We start from the raw sequence: 23,532 nt of genomic DNA, 5'->3' as shown, positions 1-23,532 counted from the left end.
TTATTTTTTTACTACTTTTAGATTATTAATTATTCAAAAAGAGGAATTCGTGAAAAAACCATTAATCATTTTTAAAAATTTTAGTTTTCGATATTATAGTCAAAAAAAAAATACTTTAACTGATCTTAATATCACTATTTATGAAGGTGAAAAAATCTTAATTGTTGGCAAAAATGGTAGTGGTAAATCAACCTTTCTCAAATGTATTAACGGATTAATTCCTCATAGTTATCATGGTAAAATAACAGGAAGTGCTACAATTAAAGAAAAAAAAATACCGCAAACTAGTATTTTTGATTTATCTTTAGAAGTAGGCACCATAATGCAAGATACAGATAATCAGTTTGTTGGCTTAACGGTGGCAGAAGATATTGCTTTTGCTTTAGAAAATGATGCTCTTGCTTCTCTAAAAATACATCAACAAGTTAACCAATGGGCACAAAAATTAAATTTAACCTCTTTTTTGCATCACAAACCTCAAGATTTATCAGAAGGAAAGAAACAATTAGTCACTATGGCTGGCGTTTTGATTTATAGCCCTTCTATTTTATTGTTTGATGAATCTTTATCTAATGTTGATCCAAAAATGCGTAGTCAAATTATTTCTTTAATTGATCAGTTGCATCAAGAAAATAAAAATACTATTTTAATGGTTGAACATTATTTAGATGATATACTTGATGATTCTTTTGATCGTGTAATAGTTTTTGAAGATGGCAAAATAATTGCTGATATGACAGGTGAACAAATCATTAAGAATAAAATTTTACTTCAACAAGGAATTAAAGAACCATCTTATATTCAAGTTTTAAGATTTGCCAAGATTGATTTAACTAAAATTAATTATTTATTAAATCTTAAAAAAATTACTATTGATAATTTTTTTAAAGAATTTATTGTTTTTATGAATTCATCATTAAAAATAAAACCAAAATCAACTCCCTTACTATTTTTAAATGATAATCAAAAGTTATTAGAACTTAAAAATATTACTTATCGTAATCCTAACAAAAACCAAAATATTTTAGATAACCTTTCTTTAACTTTGTTTGCAGGCGAAATGATTAGTATCATCGGACCTAATGGTTGTGGCAAAAGTACTTTAGGAAAAATTATTACTGGTTTGTTAATTCCTCAAAAAGGGAAAATTAAATGGGGAGATTTTTTATCGGAGACAAAAAATATTAAAGTTGGATTTGTCACACAAAATCCCTATCATATGCTGTCTCAAAAAACTGTTTTTGAAGAAGTGGCTTTAGGGCTACGTTTACAAAAACTTTCTCAAAAAGAAATTAATCAGCAGGTTACATCCATTTTAAATATTTGTGATTTATCTCCTTTTGCTTCTTGGCCGATTAATGCTATTAGTTTTGGGCAAAAAAAAAGATTGACCATTGCTGCTATTTTAGTTTTACAACCGCAAATCATTGTTTTAGATGAACCAACAGCAGGACAAGACTTTTATCATTATACTAAAGTTATGTTGTTTTTAAAAAAATTAAATAAAAAAGGTACTACTATCATTATTATTACTAACGATATGCCTTTAATTTTGGAATACACTCAAACAACATTAATTTTGTCAAAAGGAAAAATTATTGCTCAAAATGATCCGATCTCTATTTTAACTGATGATCTTTTAATACAAAAAGCAGGATTAAAAACTATTAGTATGATTGATTTAATCAATAAATTCAAAATTAAACCCCAAAATAAAGCTAGTTTCATCAAATATATTATAGATCACAACAAGGAGCTCTATTTAAAATGAATCAAAATTTTACTTTGAAATATCAAGAGCAAAAAAATTTCATTTACCAAATTCAAGGAGCTACAAAATTATTTTTTTTGCTTTTGATTTCAATTGCTTCTATGATGATTTATCATATTTGGTTTTTATTAGGAATTGCTTTTTTATCTTTATTTTTGTTTTTTAGTGCTCAAATTAAATGGTATCAAGTGTCTTTTGTAGTCAAAGGTTTTTTCTTTTATTTATTGATCAACAATCTTATTATTTTTTTCTTTTTTAACCAACATGGTATTAAGGTATATCATTCTAAAACCCCTATTTGTTATTTTGTTACCCAAGAACAACTCTTTTATCAATTAAATTTGATTTTAAAGTATTGTTGCATTATTCCTTTATTTTTAGTTTTTATTTTAACTACCAACCCAAGCGAACTAGCAGTTAGTTTAAATAAATGGGGGGTTAGTTATAAAATTAGTTATGCTTTAGCGTTGACCATTCGTTATATTCCCGAAATACAAAAAGATTTTCAAAACATCTCTTCAGCACAACAATCACGCGGTATGAAAATTCCTCAAAATAATAATTTTATTACTAAAATAATCCAAAAAATCAAAAAAATATCGCTTGTCATCTATCCTTTAATTTTTTTTAATTTAGAAAAAATTGATATTATTACTAACGCTATGGAATTAAGGCGTTTTGGTAAAAACCAAAAAAGAACTTGGTATTATCAAAAAAAATTAACCTTCTTAGATTTACTAACTTTATTCTTGGGTATTAATCTGTTATTATTAAGTGTATACTTGTTATTCAAATATCAAAGATTTTACTATCCTTTTGCAAAAAATCCCCTTTAAATAATAGAAGGGGATTTTTTATTTTTATTTTTGGATGATTTCTTTGCTTACAAATAATATTTACCTTTTTTTTGATTTTGATAATCGATTATGATAAAAATTGTAGCACATAAAAAAGCCCAAAAGCTAAAAATATAAATTTTTATCCAGTTAACACTTAAAAAAGGGTTAGGAGAGGTCATATTGATTTGAGGAAAAACAATAAAAGGAAATGCTTGCTTGTTGAAAGTTGCAATATCTTTTTTATCGCAAACATTGATTAAATTTCCTTGGGAGTTAAAAATAAACCAATTATTATAATGTTCGTTGTTGTTAGGATTGAAACATTCTTTTAAAAAGGTTGTATCTACCATTATTTGAGGTTTTTCTTGGTTCATTTCAGTAGCTAAATGACTTTGAAAAATATGAGGGGCTAAAGCTTTATCAGAAACATCATTACAATCACTGATTAAATAAATAGTTTCTCCTAATAATTTTTTTTCTTCAACTTCTAATTTTATTTTAGCTATTGGATAATTTTTATTAGAAACAAAAGTAATATAGCTAAAATGATTGAATGGTGTTGTTATATATTGGTAATTACCTTCTTCATCCTGAAGACCATAAGGAGTTTGAATAGTGATTTTTATTTGAGGACTAATTAGATTTATGATATCACTTTTTTGTAAAAGAACTGTATATAAAAACTTTTTATTTTTGTCATTTAAATTTTCTTTGTTAATTATCACACCTAAAGAAGGATTTTGATTATTTTGGTGGTTTTGACATAAAACTAAAGTTTGTAAGATTTCTTTTTTAATAATTGCCGTAATGTTTTTCTCCTCAATTAAATTAGCGTTTAGTTTCAACTCTTCTTCTTTTTTATTTAAAAGATTATCATAAGAAAAGTTTTTTATGTTAAATACTAAAAATAATTTATTAATATTTTCTTTTTTAATGCCAATGTTTTCTTCATAGATGGGAATACTAGGGTTTTCTTTGATATAAATTTTGCTCGTTAAAAAATAAATATTGGTTTCTGAATCATATCTCCAACTTATTTCTAAGTGTTCATATTTTTCGAAATTACAAGCAACAAATTGCAATGTTTCTAATCCGTGTAATTGAATTGTTAAAATTTTGTTTTTAAATAAATTATTTTTTCTTTTGAAATCAATTGTTTTTTGATTTAAATTTAATAAATCTTCTAAAATAATTTGAACATTTATTTCTTCTAAATTTTTGGATAAATATTTTATTTTTTCTTCAGTGATGGAACTTTCTTTTTCTGGTGATTCAAAAGAAATTATTTGTGGACTTTGTTTATGTTTGTTTAATATAGAGTAAAATTGTTTTTTAATGTGGTTAAGATTAATAGATTGGGAAATACGCACATCTTTATAATAACTTTTATTCATTCCTATTAGTTTTCCTTTGGAATTAAAAAGAGGACCACCGCTGTTGCCAGGATCTAAAGTCATATCAGAATTAATTTCTCTTTCGTTAAAATAAGAAATAATTCCTTGTTTGAATAAATTTTTTTTGTATTTATTCCTTTCTTGATGAGATAATTGAAAAAACCATTCAATAAAAGAAATAGTTTTCTTTGTTTCTTGTAACCCTTTTTGACAACCCAAAGCATAAACTTCCTCTCCTTGAGTGATAGGTATTTTTATGTTTTCATTAAAATCAATATATTTGTTAATAATTGAATCAATTTTATTTTTATTTTCTTCTGAATCCATCTTAAAAGTTAAAATAGCGATATCATCATATTCGCGATTATTTCTAATAAAAGCAAAAAGTTTGGCTTCAACTTCTTTTAATCCTAAATTTTTATTTGTTAGAGTTATTGGGTTTATGTTGTTTAATAATTTTAATGATTCATAAAAAAATGTTTTAATTACATGACGATTAGTTAAAACATAATAATTATCTGAATCTTTTTTTTTAACAATAATCCCCGTTCCTAAGCTAAAACCAGTATTAACACAGACAGTAACTGTATTCAAATCTTTTTCGAAATGTGAAAAAGGTGATGAATCACTAGCGTTTAAAACTGTATAATTGTTTGTTGTGGTTTGTTCTATGGGAGGTATAACTTTTAAATATTTAATACCTTTTTCATTTTTGTTTTGAGCAGGAATTAAAAAACCGATTAATTTACCTTCTTCGGTAAAAAAAATAGTTTGTTGATTTTGAGAATGATTACGACTATAAACAGGGATTTGAATCTCTTCATCCTGTTGTTTTTTACTAATTTCTTCACTAACATAACTTTCTTGAAAAGCTATTACTTCTAAAGGTGCCATCACAAAAGAATATAGTATTTGTCCTTGAAAATATTTTTTGCCGACATTTTGACTATCTAATGAAATAATTTCATAAACTTTTTTAGATTTAAAAGTAATAATATCAAAATCTTTCAAAAAATTTTTTAATTTTGCTGGCATCTTTCGGTCTTGACCTTGAATTAATTTTCCTTGTTCCTTATTATCTAAAGATTCTTGATTTTGAAGTTGAATTATTACATTATCTTGTGTTTGGTTATCTGTTGTTTTAGGTGTAATAATCCAATATTGTTTTTCTTCTTGTAGTTCATTTATTTCTTGGTGAATAACAACTCCTAAAGTTTTTTTGTTATTAGTTATTTGCAAAAGACATAATTGCTTTTGCTGTTTTTTAATGTTTTCGGATTTTTTTTGTTCTTCTTCTTTTAGTATACCTTTTAACTTTTTTTCTGTTGGTTCTAATTCTTTTATTTTTTCATCAATTTTTTTTTCTTTTTCGGAATATTCAATATTTTTGCTCGGCAAATCATTATGATGAGTATGTTCTTTTTGAGGATAATTTATCAATTGAATTAAACCTATCCAAAAAAAAATGGATATGCCAAAAAAGAGAATAAACTTTTGATAATAACTAATTCTTTTCAATTAAATAAACACTCATTTCTTTATTTTATCTAAGTTTTATTTGATTTTTTATATTTTTACTAACATCTTTCATTAATATTTTAACTTAAAATACTATTTAATCATCTTAGAAAAACATAGCACTAAGGAGTTGACAGTGCTATTTTTTTTTGTTAAAATAAAATTGAACTTAAAGAATTGCTTTAAGTTTGATGAAAAAGTTGTTTTTAAAAATGTAAAAAAAAAGGGGGGTAATAAAAATGTTATTTAATTTAATTAACCAAGAAAAAGATTTATTTGAAGATTTATTTGTTGAAACTAAATCTATTATGAAAGCTGATGTTCAAGAAAAAGATAATCAATATTTAATAACTATTGAATTACCGGGTTTTAAGAAAGAAGATATTAAAGTAGCTTTAGAGAAAGGTTATTTGATTGTTGAGGCTAAAACTGCCCAAGAAAGTGAAAAAGAAGAAAATAATTTTTTAAGAAAAGAAAGATTACAAGGACTTTTTAGACGTAATTTTTACTTAGGAGAAGGGTTTACTTTAGAAGATATTCAAGGAAGTTTAGAAGAAGGGTTATTAAAACTAACCATTGCTAAAAAAGAAAAAAATAAAATCGAAGAAAAACGTTATTTAGAATTGCAATAAAACATAATAATAGAATTTATAATAAAAGACTAACTCGAAAAAAAGTTAGTCTTTTTTTTGTTTTTTTCAAATTTAATTATTGTAGATTAAAAAAAAAGCGAGCTTATAAAAACAAGACTAGCTTTTTATTAATTATAAGAAAAAATTTTATAAATCTTATTTTTACCTTTTTACTCTTTTTTATTAATAATTAAAGTTTTGTTTTGGAAGAAAACGTTAGATTTATTTTTTAGTTGATGCCAAAAGCGACTTGCCACTTCAAAAATAGTTTCATGAGTTAAATGTTTAATATTACCGATATTTTTTCCATAAATCTGAAATTCTTCTTTTAATAATTTAATTAAGATTGTTGGGTTAATGTTATCTTTTTTACCAAGATTAACTACTACTTCAATAAAATCATTTCTATTATAAGAACTATAAGAGTTAAATTTAGAATTATGAAAGCGATTTTCTCCAAATTTTCTAGGTGTAAAAGAGTTATTATTAGAGATAATTCTCGGTGGAATAATATCTGAATAATTTCTTTCTTTTGGTAAAATATGTTTTAACAATCCTTGAATAATTTGTTCGGGAACAAATTTTTGTAATAATTTTTCTATAATTGGATAATCAGTTTTTTCTTGGCTATTTTTTTCAACAATATCTAATATTTTTTTTTCAAAAGTTTTTAAAATTTGTTGTTTAATTTCATCAATAGAAGGAATTTCTAAAAAAGTAATTTTTTCTTTTAAATAATATTCTAATTTTTTTAGTTGACTTATTTTTCTTGGACTAATAAAACTATAAGCCAAACCTTTTTTACCGGCGCGTCCAGTTCTTCCGATTCTGTGAACATAAACTTCATCTTCGTGAGGTAAGTCATAGTTAACTATCATTTTAATATCGGAAATATCAAGTCCTCTTGCGGCTACATCGGTAGCAATTAAAATTTTGATTTTATTTTTACGAAAATTATTCATCACATATTGTCTTTGATTTTGTTTTAAATCTCCATGAACAGCATCAGCTAAAAATCCTTTTTCTTGTAAATAAGAAGTAATTTCATCAACATCTTTTTTGGTGTTAGCAAATAAAATTGTTGAACAATCTCTTTTTAAGTCTAATAAACGTACTAATAGTTTATTTTTATCAAATTCTTTGACTAAGAAATAAAATTGTTCAATCGCATTGACAGCAATTGTTTTGTTAGGAACTTGCAAAATTTTAGTATTTTTTTGATATTTGATAGCTATTTTTTTAATAGAAAGGGGTAAGGTGGCAGAAAATAAAACAGTTTGTCTTTCTTTGGGAATTTGCTTTAAAATAGTTTCTAAAGCTTCTTGGAATCCCATTTTTAACATTTCATCTGCTTCATCTAAAGTCAAAATTTTTAAAGCTGATAAATCAATTTTTCCTCTTTCTATGTGATCAATAACTCTTCCAGGGGTCGCAATAATTAAATGTGGTTTTTTTTCCAAAGCTATAAATTGCTTAGTGTAAGATTCACCACCAAAAACAACAGCAATCCTGATTTCAGGATAAAAACGGAGTAGTTTTTTTAATTCTTCATATACTTGTAAAGTTAATTCTCTAGTAGGACATAAAATTAAACTTTGAGTTTTAGCCAATTTATGATCAATTTTTTCAATAATGGGTATCCCAAAAGCAAATGTTTTCCCAGTTCCTGTTTGTGCTTGTCCAATAATGTCATGTCCTTGAATAATTTCTGGAATTACCAAAGCTTGAATTGGTGTTGCTTCAATAAAATTAAGCTCTTTTAAAGCTTTTTTAGTTTGTTCTAAGATGGGTAATTGTTCGAATAAAGTATTCATAATTTCCTCATTTCTTTCTTTTGTTGATATTTAAAATAAATTTATACAAGTAAAAAATATAAAATGTTTTTACACAAACACTTCTGAATACTTTTAAAGATTGTTGGAAGAAGGTTGAATTGTAAGATAAGACCTTGGTTGTTATCTGTTAGTTTATTTTAAAAGATATCCAAACAAGAAAGAATTATTTTCAAACTATTGTTTTTTAAACTTTTTGAAAATTAAAATAGTTGTTTTCATCAAACAAGCAAAAAAAGTTTTCACCAATTGAATAAAAAATATTTTTTAAGTTTTTTTAAAAGTCTTATTTTATTATTCAATATTGAATAAAACACTTATTTTCATCGAAACATCATTTGTTTTGAATTTATAAAATAACTTCAAAAAAATAGAATAGTTATATTATTTTTATAATAGTTTTTTTGATTTTAACATTTCATAAATTTTTACTGTATCTCTTATATTATACTTTTAAAAGCATAAAAAAACAACCCTTTTATCTATTTTTATAACTTTTGTAAATAATGGATTTTCTTTTTATTTGATATAAGAGATTTTAAAAAAAGTTGCAATCATGTAAAACTGTTATTAATAAAAAAATTTAGTTCATTTGGTTATATTTTTTTATTAATTGGAAAAAATAAAAAAATAAAAAATAAGTAAAAGTTTTAGTAAATTAATTTTTCTGAGCATTAAACTTGTCTTTTTATTTTTTTTGGTGTATAATTAAAACTAATAGTGATTATTTTTCTCAAATTACTATTAATTTTAATTAGAAAAATATAAAAAAAGAAAGGAAAAAAATATGGCTGAAAGTGCAAATGTAAAAACTTCTCCTAGAAAAAAACCAATTAGCAAAAAAATAGCTGAACCACAAAACAATGTTATCCTTTTACCTGTAGTAAAATTATTATTATTAAATTTTTTTATTACCCCATTATTATTTTTTATCACGATTTTTTTATGTCATGAAACTATCAATATTTTGTTATCTACAAGGTTTATTGATGAAAATATATTAACTAATTCTTCTGTTTTTTATGATTTTTTCTTTAAAAAAATTACTTATACTAACAATCTTGAATTATGCAATAATTATGTCTTATTTTATAGATGGGGTTTTGTAGGATATATAGTTTTTGTTCTTATCTATAATATTCAAGTTATAAACTGCATCTTTAAAAAATCCAATAAAGAATCTTAATTTTTTTATTTTATTTTTAAAATAGTAATTTTTTTAATCATATATTATAAAAAACAAGGAGATTGATTATAATGTTTGGTAGAAATTTTAAATATAAATTTAAATCTGATAAAAATTTTAAATTGTTTTTTATTGTTTCATTTTTTAGTATTTTAGTATTTTGTGGTACATTATGGTTTTTTTGGTGTTATTTTTCCGATATGAAATACCAATTTATTATCTTTTTTGTTTTATTAGAATTATTTTTAGCGGGATTAATTACTATAATGTATAAAAATATCAAATATCTAGTTAATTTAGAAAATGAAAATTACAAAAGAATTCCTCAAATGATTAAAACAATTAAAAAGAAAACTGATGAAGTTTCTTTTGATCATGAAGATTATAAAATATGGGATAAATTATGTCAAGATTTAAATAAAGAATATTTAACTGATGCAAAAACAATTATTGCAGAGATTATTGATATAAAAAATATTTTTACTGTTTTTGAAAATTTAAAAATTAAAATTAAAAAAGAATTAGACAAAACGCTAAATAATCCAAAAACTGAAGAAACATACTTAAAAAAATTTAGTAATACTAAAATTTATTTTGAGTTATTGGAAATAACAAATATTAAAAAATGGATTGAAGAATTTAAACATAGAAAAATGGATGAAGGCGAACGAACTGGACTTTATAAAGAATTAAATGTTTGTTTTCAAGAAGCTAAACTTTTACAATTAGACACAGTTAAAAAATTTATTAAAGAAAATCAAGAAACTAAAAATTTAAATACATTGCTAGATGCACTTTATCTTAAAGACAAAGACCATTTTTTTGGATTATTTTTCGATAATAAAGAAGTTCAAAAAGAGTTTCTAAAAAAATTAACATCATTTGTTAATGATATGATATCAAAAACTAATCAAAATTATTTATCAAATATGAAAGATTAGGAATAATTATATATTGTTCTAATTCTTTCATTTATCATCAAAACAATAAACTAAAAAACTTTATTGCTTAAAATGAAGTTATTTGTCACACACTCTTAACAACGATAAATAACTTTAGTTGAGATGAATATTTTTAAACAAAACTAGTTGAATATTTATTTTTGATATATTTTAAAAGAATAAAAAAAACAACCACTTTAAAACCAAATATCGAAAGAAAAAAATAAAAAAATGAAATGAATACAATTACTAATTTGTTACAAACCACTTTAAATACTAAACATTTTATTATTCAATAAAGCAACAAAATTCCATATATTGCAAACAAAAACCGACGGTAAAAAGTAAAGACTGAAATTTCGCTAAATAATGATGTTTTAGATAAAAAAAGAAAATGAAGAAGTATTGAAGAAAAAAGTTCCCCCGGTGTGCACTTTGAACTTGCAATTGAATATGTTGGTGTGCAACAATAATTATCATTTTAATCAAACAAAACAAAATATTCAAATTAAAGGTTTGATAACCGATCGTCACAAACCTCTATAACATGGTCTTGAATTCCTAGTTGAATTTTTAATTGGAAGAATTTCAGAAATAATAAATAAATATAAAAACAAAGTAAGAATTTAAAATATTATTTTCAAAAATAATTATCAACTAATAAACATTTGAGTTATTTATTACAATAAAATAAACATTTAAAATATAATAAAAACTAAAAAAGGAGTTTAATTAAAATATTATGAAATTTTCTTTGGGACGAGTAATCGGTTTTTTAGTTTTAACGCCCATTTTATTAGGGGGATACATTAGATTGATTTCTCAAATAAAGCAAACTTATATCCCAGAATTAACAGATTTAATTTTAGCAAATCCTAACGACAGTGAATACCAAAATAAACGTCAATTAGCGGAACAAGCAGAAATTAAATGGGATCAAAAACACTTGATTAAAATATATGCAATTCATATATCTTTAATTGTTCTTTCTGGTTTTATTTGTTTTAGTGGCAAAAAAGATAAACAATTTTTTTACCCGCAAAACCCACCCTATCCCCTTTATCCACCACAAAATCCTCAATATCCACCACAAAATCCTCAATATCCACCACAAAATCCTCAATATCCACCAAGATATTAAAAAAAATAAAAAATATAATTATTTAGAAATATAAAAAAAATAACAAGGAAGAATATAAAAATGGGTTTTTTTAGTGATTTTTTTCATAAAGAAAAAAATATACAATCAACAAGGAAAAATTATCAAAATAATATATTATAATACTAATTTTTCCTTGGTTATACCTTTCAAAAGAACAATTAGGATAAATAGACATATTTGATCTTACTTTAGGTATTTTAATACAAAGAATTAAATGTTTTGAAGATGAAACAATCGCTTTCATAACAGACTATAATCTTCAAACACAACAACCAACTAAAATAACAGAATATAAACATTATATCTTTAAATCCGATATTTATAAAATTAAAGAAATTATTTTTAATGAAAACTAAACTATAAAAAAAATTAAAAACTTTTGATTTTTACTTAAATTAAGTATAAACAACACTAAGTATCAAAAATATTTTTGTTATTTACATACAACAAAAGAGGTAAAAAATAATGAATAATGAATTAAATATAAAAAAACAGTAAAGATAAAAATAATTTAAAAAAAGTGGTATTCCTGCTTTTTATGTTATCGATTTTATTCGGAATTTTAAGTTGGAACAAATATGATAAAAACATTTCTTATGACGCACCTTTTTATTTGTTAATGGCAATGTCTATTACTTCTTTTTTGTGTTGTTGTATGATGATGAAAAAATTTATTAAAGATAACATTGTGGTTAAAGAAATGATAGAATTTCTAAGTAATATGGATAAAAATATTGATAATCGCAAAATAACCTTAGAAGAAGCTAAAAATATATCGCAAATAATAAATCGATGGTCTAACAGTTTTAGAAATTAAAATTAATTATAAAAAAATAACTTTTTATTTAAAATATAAAAAAAATATTAATGAAAATATTTCTTAGGTGAATATAAATGACTTTAAATAAATTTTTTTTACTATTACCAAAGGTAATTGATTGGATTGATCAATATTTTTTATTGTATATATATAAAATACCTGGTCTTAATGAAGTTAATAATTTTTTCTTAAAATATTTTTGGTTTTATATTGTTTTAGAAAAGCATCAAGCAATCGTATCTAAAGTATTTACTTTATGGTTATGTTTGTTATGTTATCCTTTTGTTTCTACAATATTTTTTTTAGTTTGTAAAGTATTGCATTATATCTTTTTATTCTTTAAACACATGTTTTTTAAAAATTAATTAAAAAGTTTGGTGATTTTATGTTCAAAGATATAAGTATAAGTACAATTATTAAATTTATTTTGAAAATATTTTTTTTGATTATTTTCTTTATAATTGTGTTCAGTTATAAAGTAGCTTTTAAAAGACTGCAAAATGGTTTTTTTAGTAATCATTATAAAAAAATGAAATCTTAATTAAGAAGGTAAAAAAAACAATTATAGATAATTTGAATACTTGGCAATATTTTTTTATCACAACATAAGAAGTGTTGTTGATAAAACCAGTCTATTTTTATCATTTGGACTGTTGTAATAGGTTGTTTACCTTTTATTTTATGCATTTTAAATGATGTTTTTTAAAATAAAAAAGTGTCTAAAGTTTTGGAACAGTGCAGAGTGATAAAAAAACAATTACTAAAAAAAATCATTTTAAAATAAAATTAAAAAAATTAATAGTAAAGGATAAAAAATGAATTGTTTAAAGAATAAAAGAACTATAATTATTAGTTTTGTAGCTATTATTTTAATAATTATTATATTTATTGGTGGGGGCATATGTGCTTTAATGTGGCATAAATTAAGCAAAAAGCACACATCTACTATTAAATTAAGTGTTCCCACTGAATTGTTAAAAATCGTAAAAACCGATCAAACACAAGGCAATTTAATTCCTACTAATCAAACAAAAATGCCAAATGACGTAGACCAAATTGAAGTTAAAACAACTTTAAAATCGTTTGATAACGCTAGTGTACTTTTAGAATTAAAAAACCCAGTTTTAACTTTAACTGAAGAAACTAAAACAAAATTAAACAACGAAGAAACAACACAAATAGAAACTTTATTAACAAGCGCTTTAACAACTAAACACACCTGGTTTGATGGTGTAAAAACACAAATATACAACAACCATAATAATAACAAACCAACATTAAAAGGAGAAATGCAAATTTCAACATTAATTTCGTTAGATAACAAGGTTTTAGAACAAAAAGAAAATGAAAACGCTTTTAATTTATTAAAAGAAAAAGCGCCCAGTATTAGTTTTTGTATTGAAATTTTCTATGATGGTACCCAACAATAATTATCATATTAATAACAAAACAAATTATATTGAAATCAAAACAAAGTTTGACAATCCTCCTCCTACCAACCCTCCTACCAACCCTCCTACCAACCCTCCTACCAACCCTCTTATTAAATTATTGAGTAAGGTGTCTTCATTTATTAAGGCGTCTTTCGTGGAGAGGACATCACGATGGTGTTAAAATAGATGATTGCGAAATTGCAACTTCCATTAATTTTAATATTTATAACAATAACAACGAAAAGATAAATTAGGTACCGGTGGGTATTTGAATTTTTAATTTAAGAACGTTTTGAGATAACATTTTAAAAAAACCTACACAAATTGCCCTTTCTAATGAAGGGCGCTAAACAATATTATTTTAATTATTTTTGATAACACTTATTTTTATATTCCAAAGGCGATAAATAATTTAATACTTTTATTTTGCGATAAATATTATAATAACTAATGTAATCACTAATGATTTCTTCAATTTGTGATTCATTTAACTTTTGCATCTTTTCATAATGGATGGTTTCGCGTTTCATGTTGGCCCAAAATGATTCCATACATGCATTATCAGTTGGCATACCTTTTGCCGAATAACTAGCAATCAAATTATTTTCTTTTAAACTAGTTTTATACCTTTTAGAAGTATAAACACTTCCTCTATCACAATGCATAACACAAGGATTTGTTAATTTAGGGATAGATTTCAAAGTATCAATCACAAAATTAACATCAGCAACTTTAGAAATATTATAACCAATAATCTCGCGGTTATGTAAATCCATTATTGCTGAAACAAATATTTTTTTATTTTCAGGCCCAAAAGTAATATAGGTTATATCGGTACATAATTTTTCAAAAGGTATTGTTGCATGATAATTATTTTTAATTAAATTTTTTAAATTAGATTCTTTTTGAATCGCTAAATCATAATAATATTGATGTTTACGTTGAATCCTTTGTGATAACAAACCAAATTTATGCATCATTTTTAAAACAGTTTTAGGATTAATTTTAAATTTAAGTTCAATTAATTTTTGATGAACTACACGATATCCAAGGCGTCTTTTTCTTTTGCCATCAGTAGTAATATATGAATTTTGTTTACATATTTGAAATAAGGCTTTTTCTAAGTCATTGTGCGGCCTAGGATTACTACTTTGTTCTATCCACCGATAATAACTATTTTTAGAAATACTTAACCATCTAGTTAATTGATTCAATGAAATATCACCTTGATATTCATTAATAATTTCTAAATAAAAATTCCTATTTTTTTTCAAACTAGCATTAACTTTTCTTTTGATTTTTCTTTTAATCAAATTAATTTCATTTTCTGATTCTTCCTCTTTGGGTTCTTTGTCAAAATAAGATGGACCATATAATTCATATAACCAAACCCATTTATAAATTTGACTACGGTTTTTAATTTTAAATTTTTCTTTAATTTCGTTACATTTTTTCCCTTCTTGTTTTAAAACAACAGCCTTTAATTTAGTATCCAAAGAATATGATTTTAATTTCTTCTCCATTTCTAAGCTCATTTCTGTTTTTTTAACATATCCTTAATTTTTAAGTTGCTATTGTTAAAAAACTTTTTATTTGTTATTTATATTGATAAAAAAAACAACAATAAACCTTCTAAAAAAGATTTTATTGTTGTTTTAAAGAAGTTTATTTATTTTCTTTTGTAAATTTGTTTGTCAATTATAAAAAAATAACTCTAGAGTTATTTTTTAAATTCTAATTTTTATTATTTCTTTAAAAATGAAAAATTTTTTTATATAATGAATCTAAAATTCCTGAATAAGTATTTATTTTTTGTTCTAAAGTTATTATTATTTTTTGATATTTTATTTTTTCGTTTTCTAATTCTGCTTTTAATAACTTTAATTTATTTTTTAATTGATCGATTTCCTCTTCTTTGAGAGATAATTGAACTTCAAAATTAACTTTTTCTTGGTTGATATCAGTTTTTAAAGTGTTAATTTCTGAATTTAGTTGTTTTTTTTCTTCTTTTGATAAATTAATTTGCTCGATTAATTGTTGCTTTTTTGATTCAACCTCGGCCTGTTTTTGATTAATTTCATGCTCTAATTTATTTAAATCTTTTTTATTTGAAGATAATTGGTTTTCTAATTGTGATTTTTGGTTTTGCAATAAATTTAATTGATTATTTATTTTACCTATTTCTTTTTTTTGAAATTTTATCTCTAGATGATTATAAATTTGTTTATTTATATCTTTTATATTTTTTGTTTCATTGATTTTAGAATTTAAATTTAATGGTTTTTTTAACCAAAAAATATACATATTTGAAGCGCCATTTCCCATTTGAATCAAATCTTCTAAGGTGTATTTATCATCCATTTTATCTCTAATTCCTTTATCAAACACAACACACAATAATTTAACAGGTTTTTGTTGGATTATCCAATAATATGGTGGTTTAATCATCCAACTAAGTTCATGTTGAGTGTTTGTTCCATTATAGCATGGATATTCTAAAGTTAAAGAAGTAAAACATTCAAAATAATTATTATTTATTACATAATATGATATATCTTCTACTTTTTCTAGAAAAATATCGTGAATTTGCATATTTGTTTTTGTGGGAATATCTTCAACATTAATTGCCATAATTTTATGACTATTAGTAATTAAAAATAATCCTAAACCAATAAATAAAATTATTTTAAAAAAAATACTCTCTTTTTTTAATTTAAACATTAATATTTCTCGCTTTCTAATTATTTATTTCTCTTTTGTATTAAATTTTTGTGTGTATAGGGTGATGTAGCCTTGTTTGGGGTTGAAGGTGGAGGTAGTAGGTTTTGTCGGCCAAACTGCCTTCAGGTTTTCTTTTGTTTGAGATGCAGTTTACTTCATCCATGAAAAAATCTTCGTCTTCTTCGAGTAACCATTTAGGGCCTTCGTAGTTTAGTTCTATGTAGTGATTTGATGGATCTACAAGCATATGGTCGTCAAATTGTGAGTCTTTATGTTGTCTTTTTGTGTGGAAACCGCGAAACTGGTCTACAGTTAAATTTCCATCATACCATTTGTCAAATGGGTTTTTGATGAATGGCGCGAGGTCAGTTGGTTTGTGTTCGGTGTGTTTTCCGCGTCCAAGACCAGCGAGTCCGTAGAAAGTGTAGGTTCTTTTAATCATCGGAGTACCTTCGATTTTAATACCATTTACTGTTAATTCTAATTCGTTAGCTTTTATGTTTTTTATTTTTTTCCTTATCTTCTTCGCTATAATCAATTCTATATGATGGTATATATTTATACTCTCCCTTTTCGTCTCTTCCGCTTTTACTTTCTGCTTGAAACCATTCATCATGAGTTTCTTTTTTGGTTTCGGGGATGGTGTAAATTTTGGGTTTTGTTTTGGTGATATCATATTTTATATCTAAAAACAAAAACACTCCAAAAGCAAGAACTATAATAGACATCATGACATAATAAACAATCAAAGCTGTCTTTATATTAACTTTTTTAATCCTATTTGTATTTTCTCGTTTTTGAATAAACCAAATCCATAAAGGAATTAATAAAAAAATAATACCCAAAATACCTATAATAACTAATAATTTAAATAACTCCATTCTAATCTTGATTCCTTTTTTATTATTTTAACTTACTTTCATTTTAACACAAACAAAACAATAATGCAAAAAAATATGCATTATTGTTACCAACCAAACCAATCTTTGAATGTGTCCCATTTTGTTGCAACAGCTGTTGCACCACCTAAAGCTGCACCAGCAAGTCCACCAATAAATGTGCCAACACCTGGTAAAAGGGCAGAACCAGCTGCGGCACCATAAACAGCCCCTGATTTAACCGAAAGTCCTGTTGTAATCAATGCTCCTGTTCTTTCTACACCTTTTTGCCAATTGGTGGTTTTATTTCTTAATTCCTTTGCGTCGGTGGTTAATTTTAGTCTATCAACTTCTACTTCACGGATTTGTTTGTCTAATTGCCTTTTCATTGCTTCATGTGCGTTTTGTTCGGTTTTCAATTGCTCTTTTAGTTTTTCAATTTCATGTTGCAATTCTTTGTTATCCAAACCTAATGAACCACTAGCGCCTTCAAGTCCTGCGATTGCGCCTTCTAGTTGTTTAATTCTCATTGCTTGTTGTTTGAAAGTTTCCATGTTGCTTTCAATTTCAGCAGTTAGTTTCATAATTTGTTCTGCTTGTTCTTGGATGGTTTGTTGTAATTTGGCTATTTCTTCGTCTTTTTGTTTGATGATTTCTTGTAATTGAGTTTCATTGGCTTCTAAGGTGTTGATTTTGCCTTTTAACTCTTTTATTTGGGATTGTTTAGTGTTTAATTGGTTGACTAATGCTTCATTGGCATTTCCATTTTTAACTAATTCATCTTGTATTTCTTGCATTTCTTTTTCTAGTTGTTCGTTTTCAGTTTTGTATGTATCAAGTTCTTTTTGAATTTTATTTAAAACGTTAGTATATTTTTCTTTAAGGTTTTTATTTTCTAACTTTAAAGTATCTATTTCACTTCTAAAACCTTGTTCTTTAATTTCTAGTTGTTGCATTTCGTCTTTTAAGTTTTTGATATGAGTTTCTTTGTTGTTTAATTCTTGTTGTAAAGTGTCATCAGATTTTTGGTTGGTAATTAAATCAGTAATTTCATTTTTTTGTTTATTTAATTCTTCTTGTTTATTGTTTAATTGTTGCGTAATTTCATTTAAATTATTTGTTTTTTCTTCTAATATGGATTTATAATTATCGAGTTTATTTGGTGGTGGAGTAGTACTTACATCGTGACTAAATTTTAATTCCCAATATTCTTGTTTATTAGGACCATTTTTATAATTTTCAACATCCATAAACCAACTTTTATCATCATGAGTCAAAGTTCCTATATAACTACTTCTTTCACTATAACGTATATAATAAACATCATTTCCGTTAATTTCAGTTTTATAACTATCTATTGTTGTTATATTTTTATCTTGGAAACCTCTATTACAATACCAATCACCCATATCTTCTGCATGTAAAATTGGTTTTATTTTTATTTGAAAAGGCACAGGAGAATAATATATACCATCTTTATTATCGTAAGTTGATAATGTTTCGTTAGCTTTAATTTCACAATTTTTTTGCCATTCCTCATAAGTTTGAGTTAAAATTGATATTTCTTGTTGTAAAGAGATTTGTTGTTGTGAAAGACTACCTAATTCTTGGTTGATTGTGTTTATTTTGTTTTGTTCAGTTAATAATTTGCACTGTTCCAAAACTTTAGACACTTTTTATTTTTTAAAAATTCTTTAAGACTAACTATTAAGTTAGTCTTTTTTTGTTTTAAAGACTAAAAAAATAATTTCATATCTTTTCTAAAAACGTTTTTAGAAAGGATTAAAATGTTAAGACAAAAATTATTTAAAGATTTTTTAAAAAATAAAAAGAATTTAGAGGCCCGCAATCAATTAATTGAACTTCATTATCCGTTAGCAAAAAAATTATCAAACAAATTTAATTTCTATCCGCGAGTTTTGACTAAAGAGGATTTATACCAGGAAGGGATTTTAGGTTTAATCAAAGCCCTAAATAATTACCATGACTTAGGTTACGACTTTATCGCCTACGCTACTCCCACCATCAAATCGGAAATCCGCGAATTAATAAGAAAAAGCCATTCCCCTTCAATCCCCCAAAAAACCACCAAACCAAGAAATATCAGTTTTAACGAAAACCAACACTCACAACAAACAATTTACGACAAAATCCCCAATCCGCATCAATTATGGTTAAAACAAGTAAAACACGAATTATTAATAAAAAAATTAAAAACCAAACTAAGTAAAAATGAATTCAACGTTATTTGTTTGAGTTTTGGCGTTACTACAAAAAACATTAACGACACACATCAACCAACATATACAAATCAAGAAATAGCTACAAAATTAAATTTAACTTTAAAACAAATAGAAAAATTAAAAGAACACGCCATTCAAAAACTAACCCCAAATAATAAAAAAAATAAGGAGAAAATATAAAAAAATGTTAAACAAAGTTCAATTAATCGGCAATATCGCCCATAACTTAGAAAAACAATACATTAATAGTAACAACGAACAAATACCAAAAATAGATTTCAATTTAGCAATCAACAACAAGGATAAAGTACAATACACCCCTTGTGTGGTTTTTAGAACTCAGGCCGAAAACTGCCACAAATACCTACATAAAGGTTCAAAAATATATGTCGAAGGCACCCTATCAATCCAAAAATATACCACCCTCGAAGGCCAAACACGAACTACCACCAAAATAATTATCCAAAACGTTATCTTTTTAGATAATAAATCCAAATAATATTTACAAAACCAAGTCCCTAAAAGGACTTTTTTTATACCCAAATCAAAGATAAGTAATTTAACAAATTAATTTAAGGAGTAAGTAAATGAACTTAAAACCAAAAAATATTTTAATTATTTTAACTTTTACATATATCGGTTTTATAATTACAAACCTTATGATTTTATTTTTTGATTTTAATTTAGGGATCAAAGCCAACACAACAATAAGCCTTGTTTCTGATGTTGTTTTTTTAATTTATATTTGGTTAAAGGAGCAACGAAAAAATGAAAATTAATTGGATAGGGTGTAAAAAGAAAATGATTCCTCAATTATTAACCAAAATACCCTCAAATTACAACACCTATTACGAACCCTTTTTAGGAAGTGGGATATTATTTCAAACTTTAAACCCTAAAAAAGCCATTTTAAACGATAATGATATTAATTTAATTCAACTTTGGCAAAACGCATTAAACGAACCAGTTTTATTTTGTAATAATGTTATTAATTTTGAAACCCAATTATATAAAACCAACAATCAACATTCACAAAAAGAAAACTATAAACTTTTATTAAATATTTTTAACAAAATGAATCCCTGCGTTGTTAAAAATTCATTTTTTTATGTATTATTGAAATATGCTTTTCGCGGCATTTTTAGATATCAAAAAAACGGAAAAATATATATGAGTTTTGGTTACAAAAACAAATTTAAAAGCCCAATTATTGATTTAGAAGAATTACAAAAAAATAAAAATAATTCCACCAATTCAAAAATTTTAAATATAGATTTTGAAAGCGTAATCAACCAATCACAAAGCAATGATTTTATATTTGTCGATCCACCATATTTTCGGAAAGACATCAAAGATAAAGCTTTTTATCAAAAAGCATTTACATTTGACAACCATATAAGACTTTATAAAACGTTAAAAAGCGCCCATCACCGTAATGTAAAATGGTTATACACCAATTATAATTCACCTGAAATAATCGAATTATTTAAAGATTTTAATATCACAACCGTCAAAACAACCACCTCACATTGTTTAACAAAAAGCAATATTTTAGAAGAAATTATTATCAGTAATTATTAAATTCCAAAGGAGAAATAATATGAAATTAAAAAACTCTTCATTTCCTATTTTTGCAACCACTATATACTCCTTATTAAGTACATTTTTTGTTTTCAAAATAATTGATTATTTTGAATTAAGTGCAAAAGCTGTATTTCACATTACAACATTTGGAATTTTGTTGCAAAATATTTTATTTTTAATATTAATTTCAATAAACCCAAAGGAGGAAAAAATATGAGCGATGGAATGTCAGAAGCGTATCATGGAACTTACTTTAAAGACCGATCAAAAAAACCAAAAAATCCAACTAAAAAGAAAAAAATTATGAATAATCAAAATAACGAAATCACTATTTTTGATGTCGCCAATTATATTATTAAAAAAAATAAGAGTGCCATCACAAATATGAAATTACAAAAATTAACTTATTATTGTTACGCTAAATATTTAGTTGAAAATAATCAACCAATTTTTAAAGAACCAATCGAAGCGTGGCTTCACGGTCCTGTTTTCCCTAATTTATATAATGAATTTAAACGTTATACCTACAAACCAATTTGTCACGGAACTAAAAAAGGAGAAGAAAAACACTTAACAAACGATCATCGTGTTTTAATCGATAGAATAATAGAATTATATGGAAATAAAGCGCCTACTAGTTTAACTAATGTGACGCATCAAGAAGCTCCTTGGCAATCAGCTTGGGATAATAACGAAGATTGGTCTAAAAACGTTATTAAAGATGAAATAATAAAAAATTATTTTATAAAAAATCTCAAAAAAATATAATAAATCAGATAAATAGGAGAAATAAAATAAAATGAATATAATTAAAGAAACAACCGATGAATATGGTTACAAAGTAATCCAAGAACTAGACCCCCAAACACGTAAACTAATCAAATCAACCACATTCCAACCTGACGGAAAATCAATTTGGATCATTTTGACGAATTTGACCCCCAAACAGGAACCAAAACCAAAATAATTTGGTTCCAACCCGACGGAAAATCAGTTTGGCGCATCCACGAATTCGACCCACAAACAGGAAAACACATAAAAATCCACTATTCAGACAGCGAATTTGTCAAAACCGAACAACAAAAATATAATAAAAATTAAACAAAAAGGAGAAAAAAATGGAAAAATACCAATCATTAACAAAAGAAGGGAAAAACTTAAACAAAATTAAATACGAATTACTAAAAAATGAAATAAATTCAACTATCATATGTTTAAAAGCATTACTTCCAATTAGTAAAGACGCGCAAGTTGTATTTTCTTTTAATTATGATAAAATGTATCAACAATTTAAAAATTTATATTTAATTCAAAAAGAAAGCGATGAATTAAAAATCCAATTTAATAAATTAAAAGAAATACTAAAAATAAAAGGAGAACCCAAAAAATGAATAAAAAAGAATTAATTAAAAAAATCGCCGAAATTAATAAAACCTCAATCACAAAAACTGAGGAATTTTATAACTCATTTGAATTTGCTTTGAATGAGGCAATAACATCCACCGCTGAAGTAGTTTTATCACCTTCTATCGGTAAATTTATTTTAAAATCAAGAAAAGCCTACATAGGAAGAAACCCTCAAACAGGTAAAAAACTAAAAATTCCTGCTAAAACAGTAGTAACTTTCAAACTTTCTAAAACCATCAAAGATTTAGTTAAAGAATTGGAATTAAATTAACAAAGAAAGCCACCAAAAATACCCAATTATCACAAAAGGCAAGAAAGAGAATAAATTATGAAAAACCCCATACCTAGCAACTCACTCTCTCCCACACGGTCGGAATGTGGTTAACTGTAAATAAAAGGATGACACAAAACATCTAATAAAACGCAATTGAACTATCCGTATTATTCTAAACAAAAAATAAGGAGAAATAAAATAAAATGAATAATAAAAAAATATTATTAGAGTTTTTGCCGTCCGTTACTTATTTGACAGGAGACGCACAATATTTAGATTATCACGAATTTGTAGAAGCTGTAAATGGTACTGTTTGGAATGTAGATGTTTCAGATGAAATTGAATATTCAAAAAATTTAACCGACAACAACAAACAAATAATCAACTCCTTTTTATCATCAATTCACGATTATTTTTATGAACTTCAAAACGACATTAGTAAAAATACGCTTGAATCACTTGATGATGAAATCAATAATTTATTTGATTATTGTAAAGATGAAAACATTGAAATTATCGATTTCATTGACGAAGACGATGCCAACGATGCCAACGATGCCAACGATCATAAATAAAAAGCTAGTTTAAAACTAGCTTTTTTATTAAAAAAACTAAAAATATTGCCCTAAACAAGTCATAAAACTGTTTTAATTAAATAAATCATTAGAAAGGAGAAATAAAAAATGGAAAATAAACAAATATACGCATTCACAGCGGCTATTGTTGTGTCAGTAATCGTAGCTGTTTCAATTTGGTTTTTCCAACCATTTAAATCAGCAAAAGTGTCACAAACCAATTCAAATCCAACAGTTGAAAAATCAGACTCAACTAAAAAAGATGAAAAATCTAACGAAAACAAACAAAACAAATAAAAATAATGTCACCAAAACCAAACCA

26 protein-coding genes and 1 pseudogene are annotated in these 23,532 nt (G+C 24.8%); 21 read left to right on the top strand and 6 right to left on the bottom strand.

Annotation, left to right across the window (positions count from 1 at the left end):
* The first annotated feature begins 49 nt into the window (after nucleotides 1-49).
* Both PSOL_RS00885 and PSOL_RS00880 read left to right on the top strand, forming a co-directional pair.
* Entirely contained in the window at nucleotides 50-1,771 is a 1,722-nt protein-coding gene (locus tag PSOL_RS00885; protein ID WP_349402068.1) for an ABC transporter ATP-binding protein, read from the top strand.
* Entirely contained in the window at nucleotides 1,768-2,607 is an 840-nt protein-coding gene (locus tag PSOL_RS00880; RefSeq protein ID WP_349402067.1) for an energy-coupling factor transporter transmembrane component T family protein, read from the top strand. Before PSOL_RS00885 ends, PSOL_RS00880 begins: the two co-directional genes overlap by 4 nt.
* Before the next feature lie 47 nt (nucleotides 2,608-2,654).
* Here the strand turns inward: PSOL_RS00880 and PSOL_RS00875 are convergent, their stop codons facing one another.
* On the bottom strand, nucleotides 2,655-5,444 hold the full coding sequence (locus tag PSOL_RS00875; protein ID WP_349402066.1) for a S1 family peptidase: 2,790 nt from the start codon (nucleotides 5,442-5,444) through the stop codon (nucleotides 2,655-2,657).
* Between the two features lie 317 nt (nucleotides 5,445-5,761).
* Between PSOL_RS00875 and PSOL_RS00870 the strand changes: the two genes are divergently transcribed.
* Nucleotides 5,762-6,154 (top strand): Hsp20 family protein, encoded by a 393-nt coding sequence (locus tag PSOL_RS00870; protein ID WP_349402065.1) that lies wholly within the window; start codon nucleotides 5,762-5,764, stop codon nucleotides 6,152-6,154.
* Nucleotides 6,155-6,324: 170 nt separating this feature from the next.
* Here PSOL_RS00870 and PSOL_RS00865 read toward each other — a convergent pair whose 3' ends face one another.
* A complete protein-coding gene (locus PSOL_RS00865; protein WP_349402064.1) occupies nucleotides 6,325-7,968 on the bottom strand; it encodes a DEAD/DEAH box helicase in 1,644 nt (547 codons plus the stop codon).
* Between the two features lie 805 nt (nucleotides 7,969-8,773).
* Between PSOL_RS00865 and PSOL_RS00860 the strand changes: the two genes are divergently transcribed.
* The 6 genes from PSOL_RS00860 (at nucleotide 8,774) to PSOL_RS00835 (ending at nucleotide 13,525) form a co-directional block, all read left to right on the top strand.
* Complete coding sequence (locus PSOL_RS00860) at nucleotides 8,774-9,172, top strand: hypothetical protein (protein ID WP_349402063.1); 399 nt, start codon at nucleotides 8,774-8,776, stop codon at nucleotides 9,170-9,172.
* Nucleotides 9,173-9,243: 71 nt separating this feature from the next.
* Nucleotides 9,244-10,113, top strand: a complete 870-nt coding sequence (locus PSOL_RS00855; RefSeq protein ID WP_349402062.1) for a hypothetical protein — start codon at nucleotides 9,244-9,246, stop codon at nucleotides 10,111-10,113.
* Between the two features lie 742 nt (nucleotides 10,114-10,855).
* Complete coding sequence (locus tag PSOL_RS00850; RefSeq protein ID WP_349402061.1) at nucleotides 10,856-11,254, top strand: hypothetical protein; 399 nt, start codon at nucleotides 10,856-10,858, stop codon at nucleotides 11,252-11,254.
* Nucleotides 11,255-11,813: 559 nt separating this feature from the next.
* A complete protein-coding gene (locus PSOL_RS00845; RefSeq protein WP_349402060.1) occupies nucleotides 11,814-12,092 on the top strand; it encodes a hypothetical protein in 279 nt (92 codons plus the stop codon).
* 77 nt (nucleotides 12,093-12,169) lie between these two features.
* Nucleotides 12,170-12,460: a hypothetical protein gene (locus PSOL_RS00840; RefSeq protein ID WP_349402059.1), complete on the top strand. Its 291-nt coding sequence runs from the start codon at nucleotides 12,170-12,172 to the stop codon at nucleotides 12,458-12,460.
* 450 nt (nucleotides 12,461-12,910) lie between these two features.
* Nucleotides 12,911-13,525, top strand: a complete 615-nt coding sequence (locus PSOL_RS00835; protein WP_349402058.1) for a hypothetical protein — start codon at nucleotides 12,911-12,913, stop codon at nucleotides 13,523-13,525.
* A gap of 368 nt (nucleotides 13,526-13,893) precedes the next feature.
* On the opposite strand, the gene PSOL_RS00830 is transcribed toward PSOL_RS00835, so the two are convergent.
* The 4 genes and pseudogenes from PSOL_RS00830 to PSOL_RS00815 form a co-directional block, all read right to left on the bottom strand.
* Entirely contained in the window at nucleotides 13,894-15,063 is a 1,170-nt protein-coding gene (locus PSOL_RS00830) for an IS3 family transposase (protein ID WP_349402057.1), read from the bottom strand.
* 217 nt (nucleotides 15,064-15,280) lie between these two features.
* Nucleotides 15,281-16,249, bottom strand: coding sequence for an SVM family protein (locus PSOL_RS00825; protein ID WP_349402056.1), 969 nt, complete (start codon nucleotides 16,247-16,249; stop codon nucleotides 15,281-15,283).
* A 24-nt stretch (nucleotides 16,250-16,273) separates the two neighbouring features.
* Nucleotides 16,274-17,130, bottom strand: a pseudogene (locus tag PSOL_RS00820) (hypothetical protein).
* A gap of 86 nt (nucleotides 17,131-17,216) precedes the next feature.
* A complete protein-coding gene (locus PSOL_RS00815; RefSeq protein ID WP_349402055.1) occupies nucleotides 17,217-18,788 on the bottom strand; it encodes a hypothetical protein in 1,572 nt (523 codons plus the stop codon).
* A gap of 126 nt (nucleotides 18,789-18,914) precedes the next feature.
* Between PSOL_RS00815 and PSOL_RS00810 the strand changes: the two genes are divergently transcribed.
* The 12 genes from PSOL_RS00810 (at nucleotide 18,915) to PSOL_RS00755 (ending at nucleotide 23,507) form a co-directional block, all read left to right on the top strand.
* On the top strand, nucleotides 18,915-19,550 hold the full coding sequence (locus PSOL_RS00810) for a sigma-70 family RNA polymerase sigma factor (protein WP_349401928.1): 636 nt from the start codon (nucleotides 18,915-18,917) through the stop codon (nucleotides 19,548-19,550).
* A 4-nt stretch (nucleotides 19,551-19,554) separates the two neighbouring features.
* Nucleotides 19,555-19,869, top strand: a complete 315-nt coding sequence (locus PSOL_RS00805; protein WP_349401980.1) for a single-stranded DNA-binding protein — start codon at nucleotides 19,555-19,557, stop codon at nucleotides 19,867-19,869.
* Nucleotides 19,870-19,957: 88 nt separating this feature from the next.
* The gene (locus PSOL_RS00800) at nucleotides 19,958-20,149 is read left to right on the top strand and encodes a hypothetical protein (protein ID WP_349401981.1); all 192 of its coding nucleotides are present in this window, start codon (nucleotides 19,958-19,960) and stop codon (nucleotides 20,147-20,149) included.
* Nucleotides 20,139-20,951, top strand: a complete 813-nt coding sequence (locus PSOL_RS00795) for a DNA adenine methylase (protein WP_349402054.1) — start codon at nucleotides 20,139-20,141, stop codon at nucleotides 20,949-20,951. The genes PSOL_RS00800 and PSOL_RS00795 overlap by 11 nt, the downstream gene beginning before the upstream one ends.
* A gap of 19 nt (nucleotides 20,952-20,970) precedes the next feature.
* On the top strand, nucleotides 20,971-21,171 hold the full coding sequence (locus tag PSOL_RS00790; protein WP_349401983.1) for a hypothetical protein: 201 nt from the start codon (nucleotides 20,971-20,973) through the stop codon (nucleotides 21,169-21,171).
* The gene (locus tag PSOL_RS00785; RefSeq protein ID WP_349401984.1) at nucleotides 21,168-21,722 is read left to right on the top strand and encodes a Panacea domain-containing protein; all 555 of its coding nucleotides are present in this window, start codon (nucleotides 21,168-21,170) and stop codon (nucleotides 21,720-21,722) included. The genes PSOL_RS00790 and PSOL_RS00785 overlap by 4 nt, the downstream gene beginning before the upstream one ends.
* A 31-nt stretch (nucleotides 21,723-21,753) precedes the next feature.
* Nucleotides 21,754-21,921, top strand: coding sequence for a DUF2963 domain-containing protein (locus PSOL_RS00780; protein ID WP_349401985.1), 168 nt, complete (start codon nucleotides 21,754-21,756; stop codon nucleotides 21,919-21,921).
* Nucleotides 21,870-22,055, top strand: a complete 186-nt coding sequence (locus PSOL_RS00775) for a DUF2963 domain-containing protein (RefSeq protein ID WP_349401986.1) — start codon at nucleotides 21,870-21,872, stop codon at nucleotides 22,053-22,055. The genes PSOL_RS00780 and PSOL_RS00775 overlap by 52 nt, the downstream gene beginning before the upstream one ends.
* Nucleotides 22,056-22,072: 17 nt before the next feature.
* Nucleotides 22,073-22,345: a hypothetical protein gene (locus tag PSOL_RS00770; protein WP_349401987.1), complete on the top strand. Its 273-nt coding sequence runs from the start codon at nucleotides 22,073-22,075 to the stop codon at nucleotides 22,343-22,345.
* Nucleotides 22,342-22,632 carry an HU family DNA-binding protein gene (locus PSOL_RS00765; protein WP_349401988.1) on the top strand — a complete coding sequence of 97 codons (291 nt, stop codon included), beginning with the start codon at nucleotides 22,342-22,344 and terminating at the stop codon, nucleotides 22,630-22,632. Before PSOL_RS00770 ends, PSOL_RS00765 begins: the two co-directional genes overlap by 4 nt.
* A gap of 206 nt (nucleotides 22,633-22,838) precedes the next feature.
* Complete coding sequence (locus PSOL_RS00760; protein WP_349402053.1) at nucleotides 22,839-23,210, top strand: hypothetical protein; 372 nt, start codon at nucleotides 22,839-22,841, stop codon at nucleotides 23,208-23,210.
* A 108-nt stretch (nucleotides 23,211-23,318) separates the two neighbouring features.
* Nucleotides 23,319-23,507, top strand: a complete 189-nt coding sequence (locus tag PSOL_RS00755) for a hypothetical protein (RefSeq protein WP_349401990.1) — start codon at nucleotides 23,319-23,321, stop codon at nucleotides 23,505-23,507.
* Nucleotides 23,508-23,532 lie beyond the last annotated feature (25 nt).

The sequence above is a fragment of the Candidatus Phytoplasma solani genome (assembly GCF_040126175.1).
GTDB classification, from domain to species: domain Bacteria; phylum Bacillota_I; class Bacilli_A; order Acholeplasmatales; family Acholeplasmataceae; genus Phytoplasma; species Phytoplasma solani_A.
The sequence above is the reverse complement of the archived record's forward strand: the minus strand, read 5'-3'. Positions and strand labels throughout refer to the sequence as shown.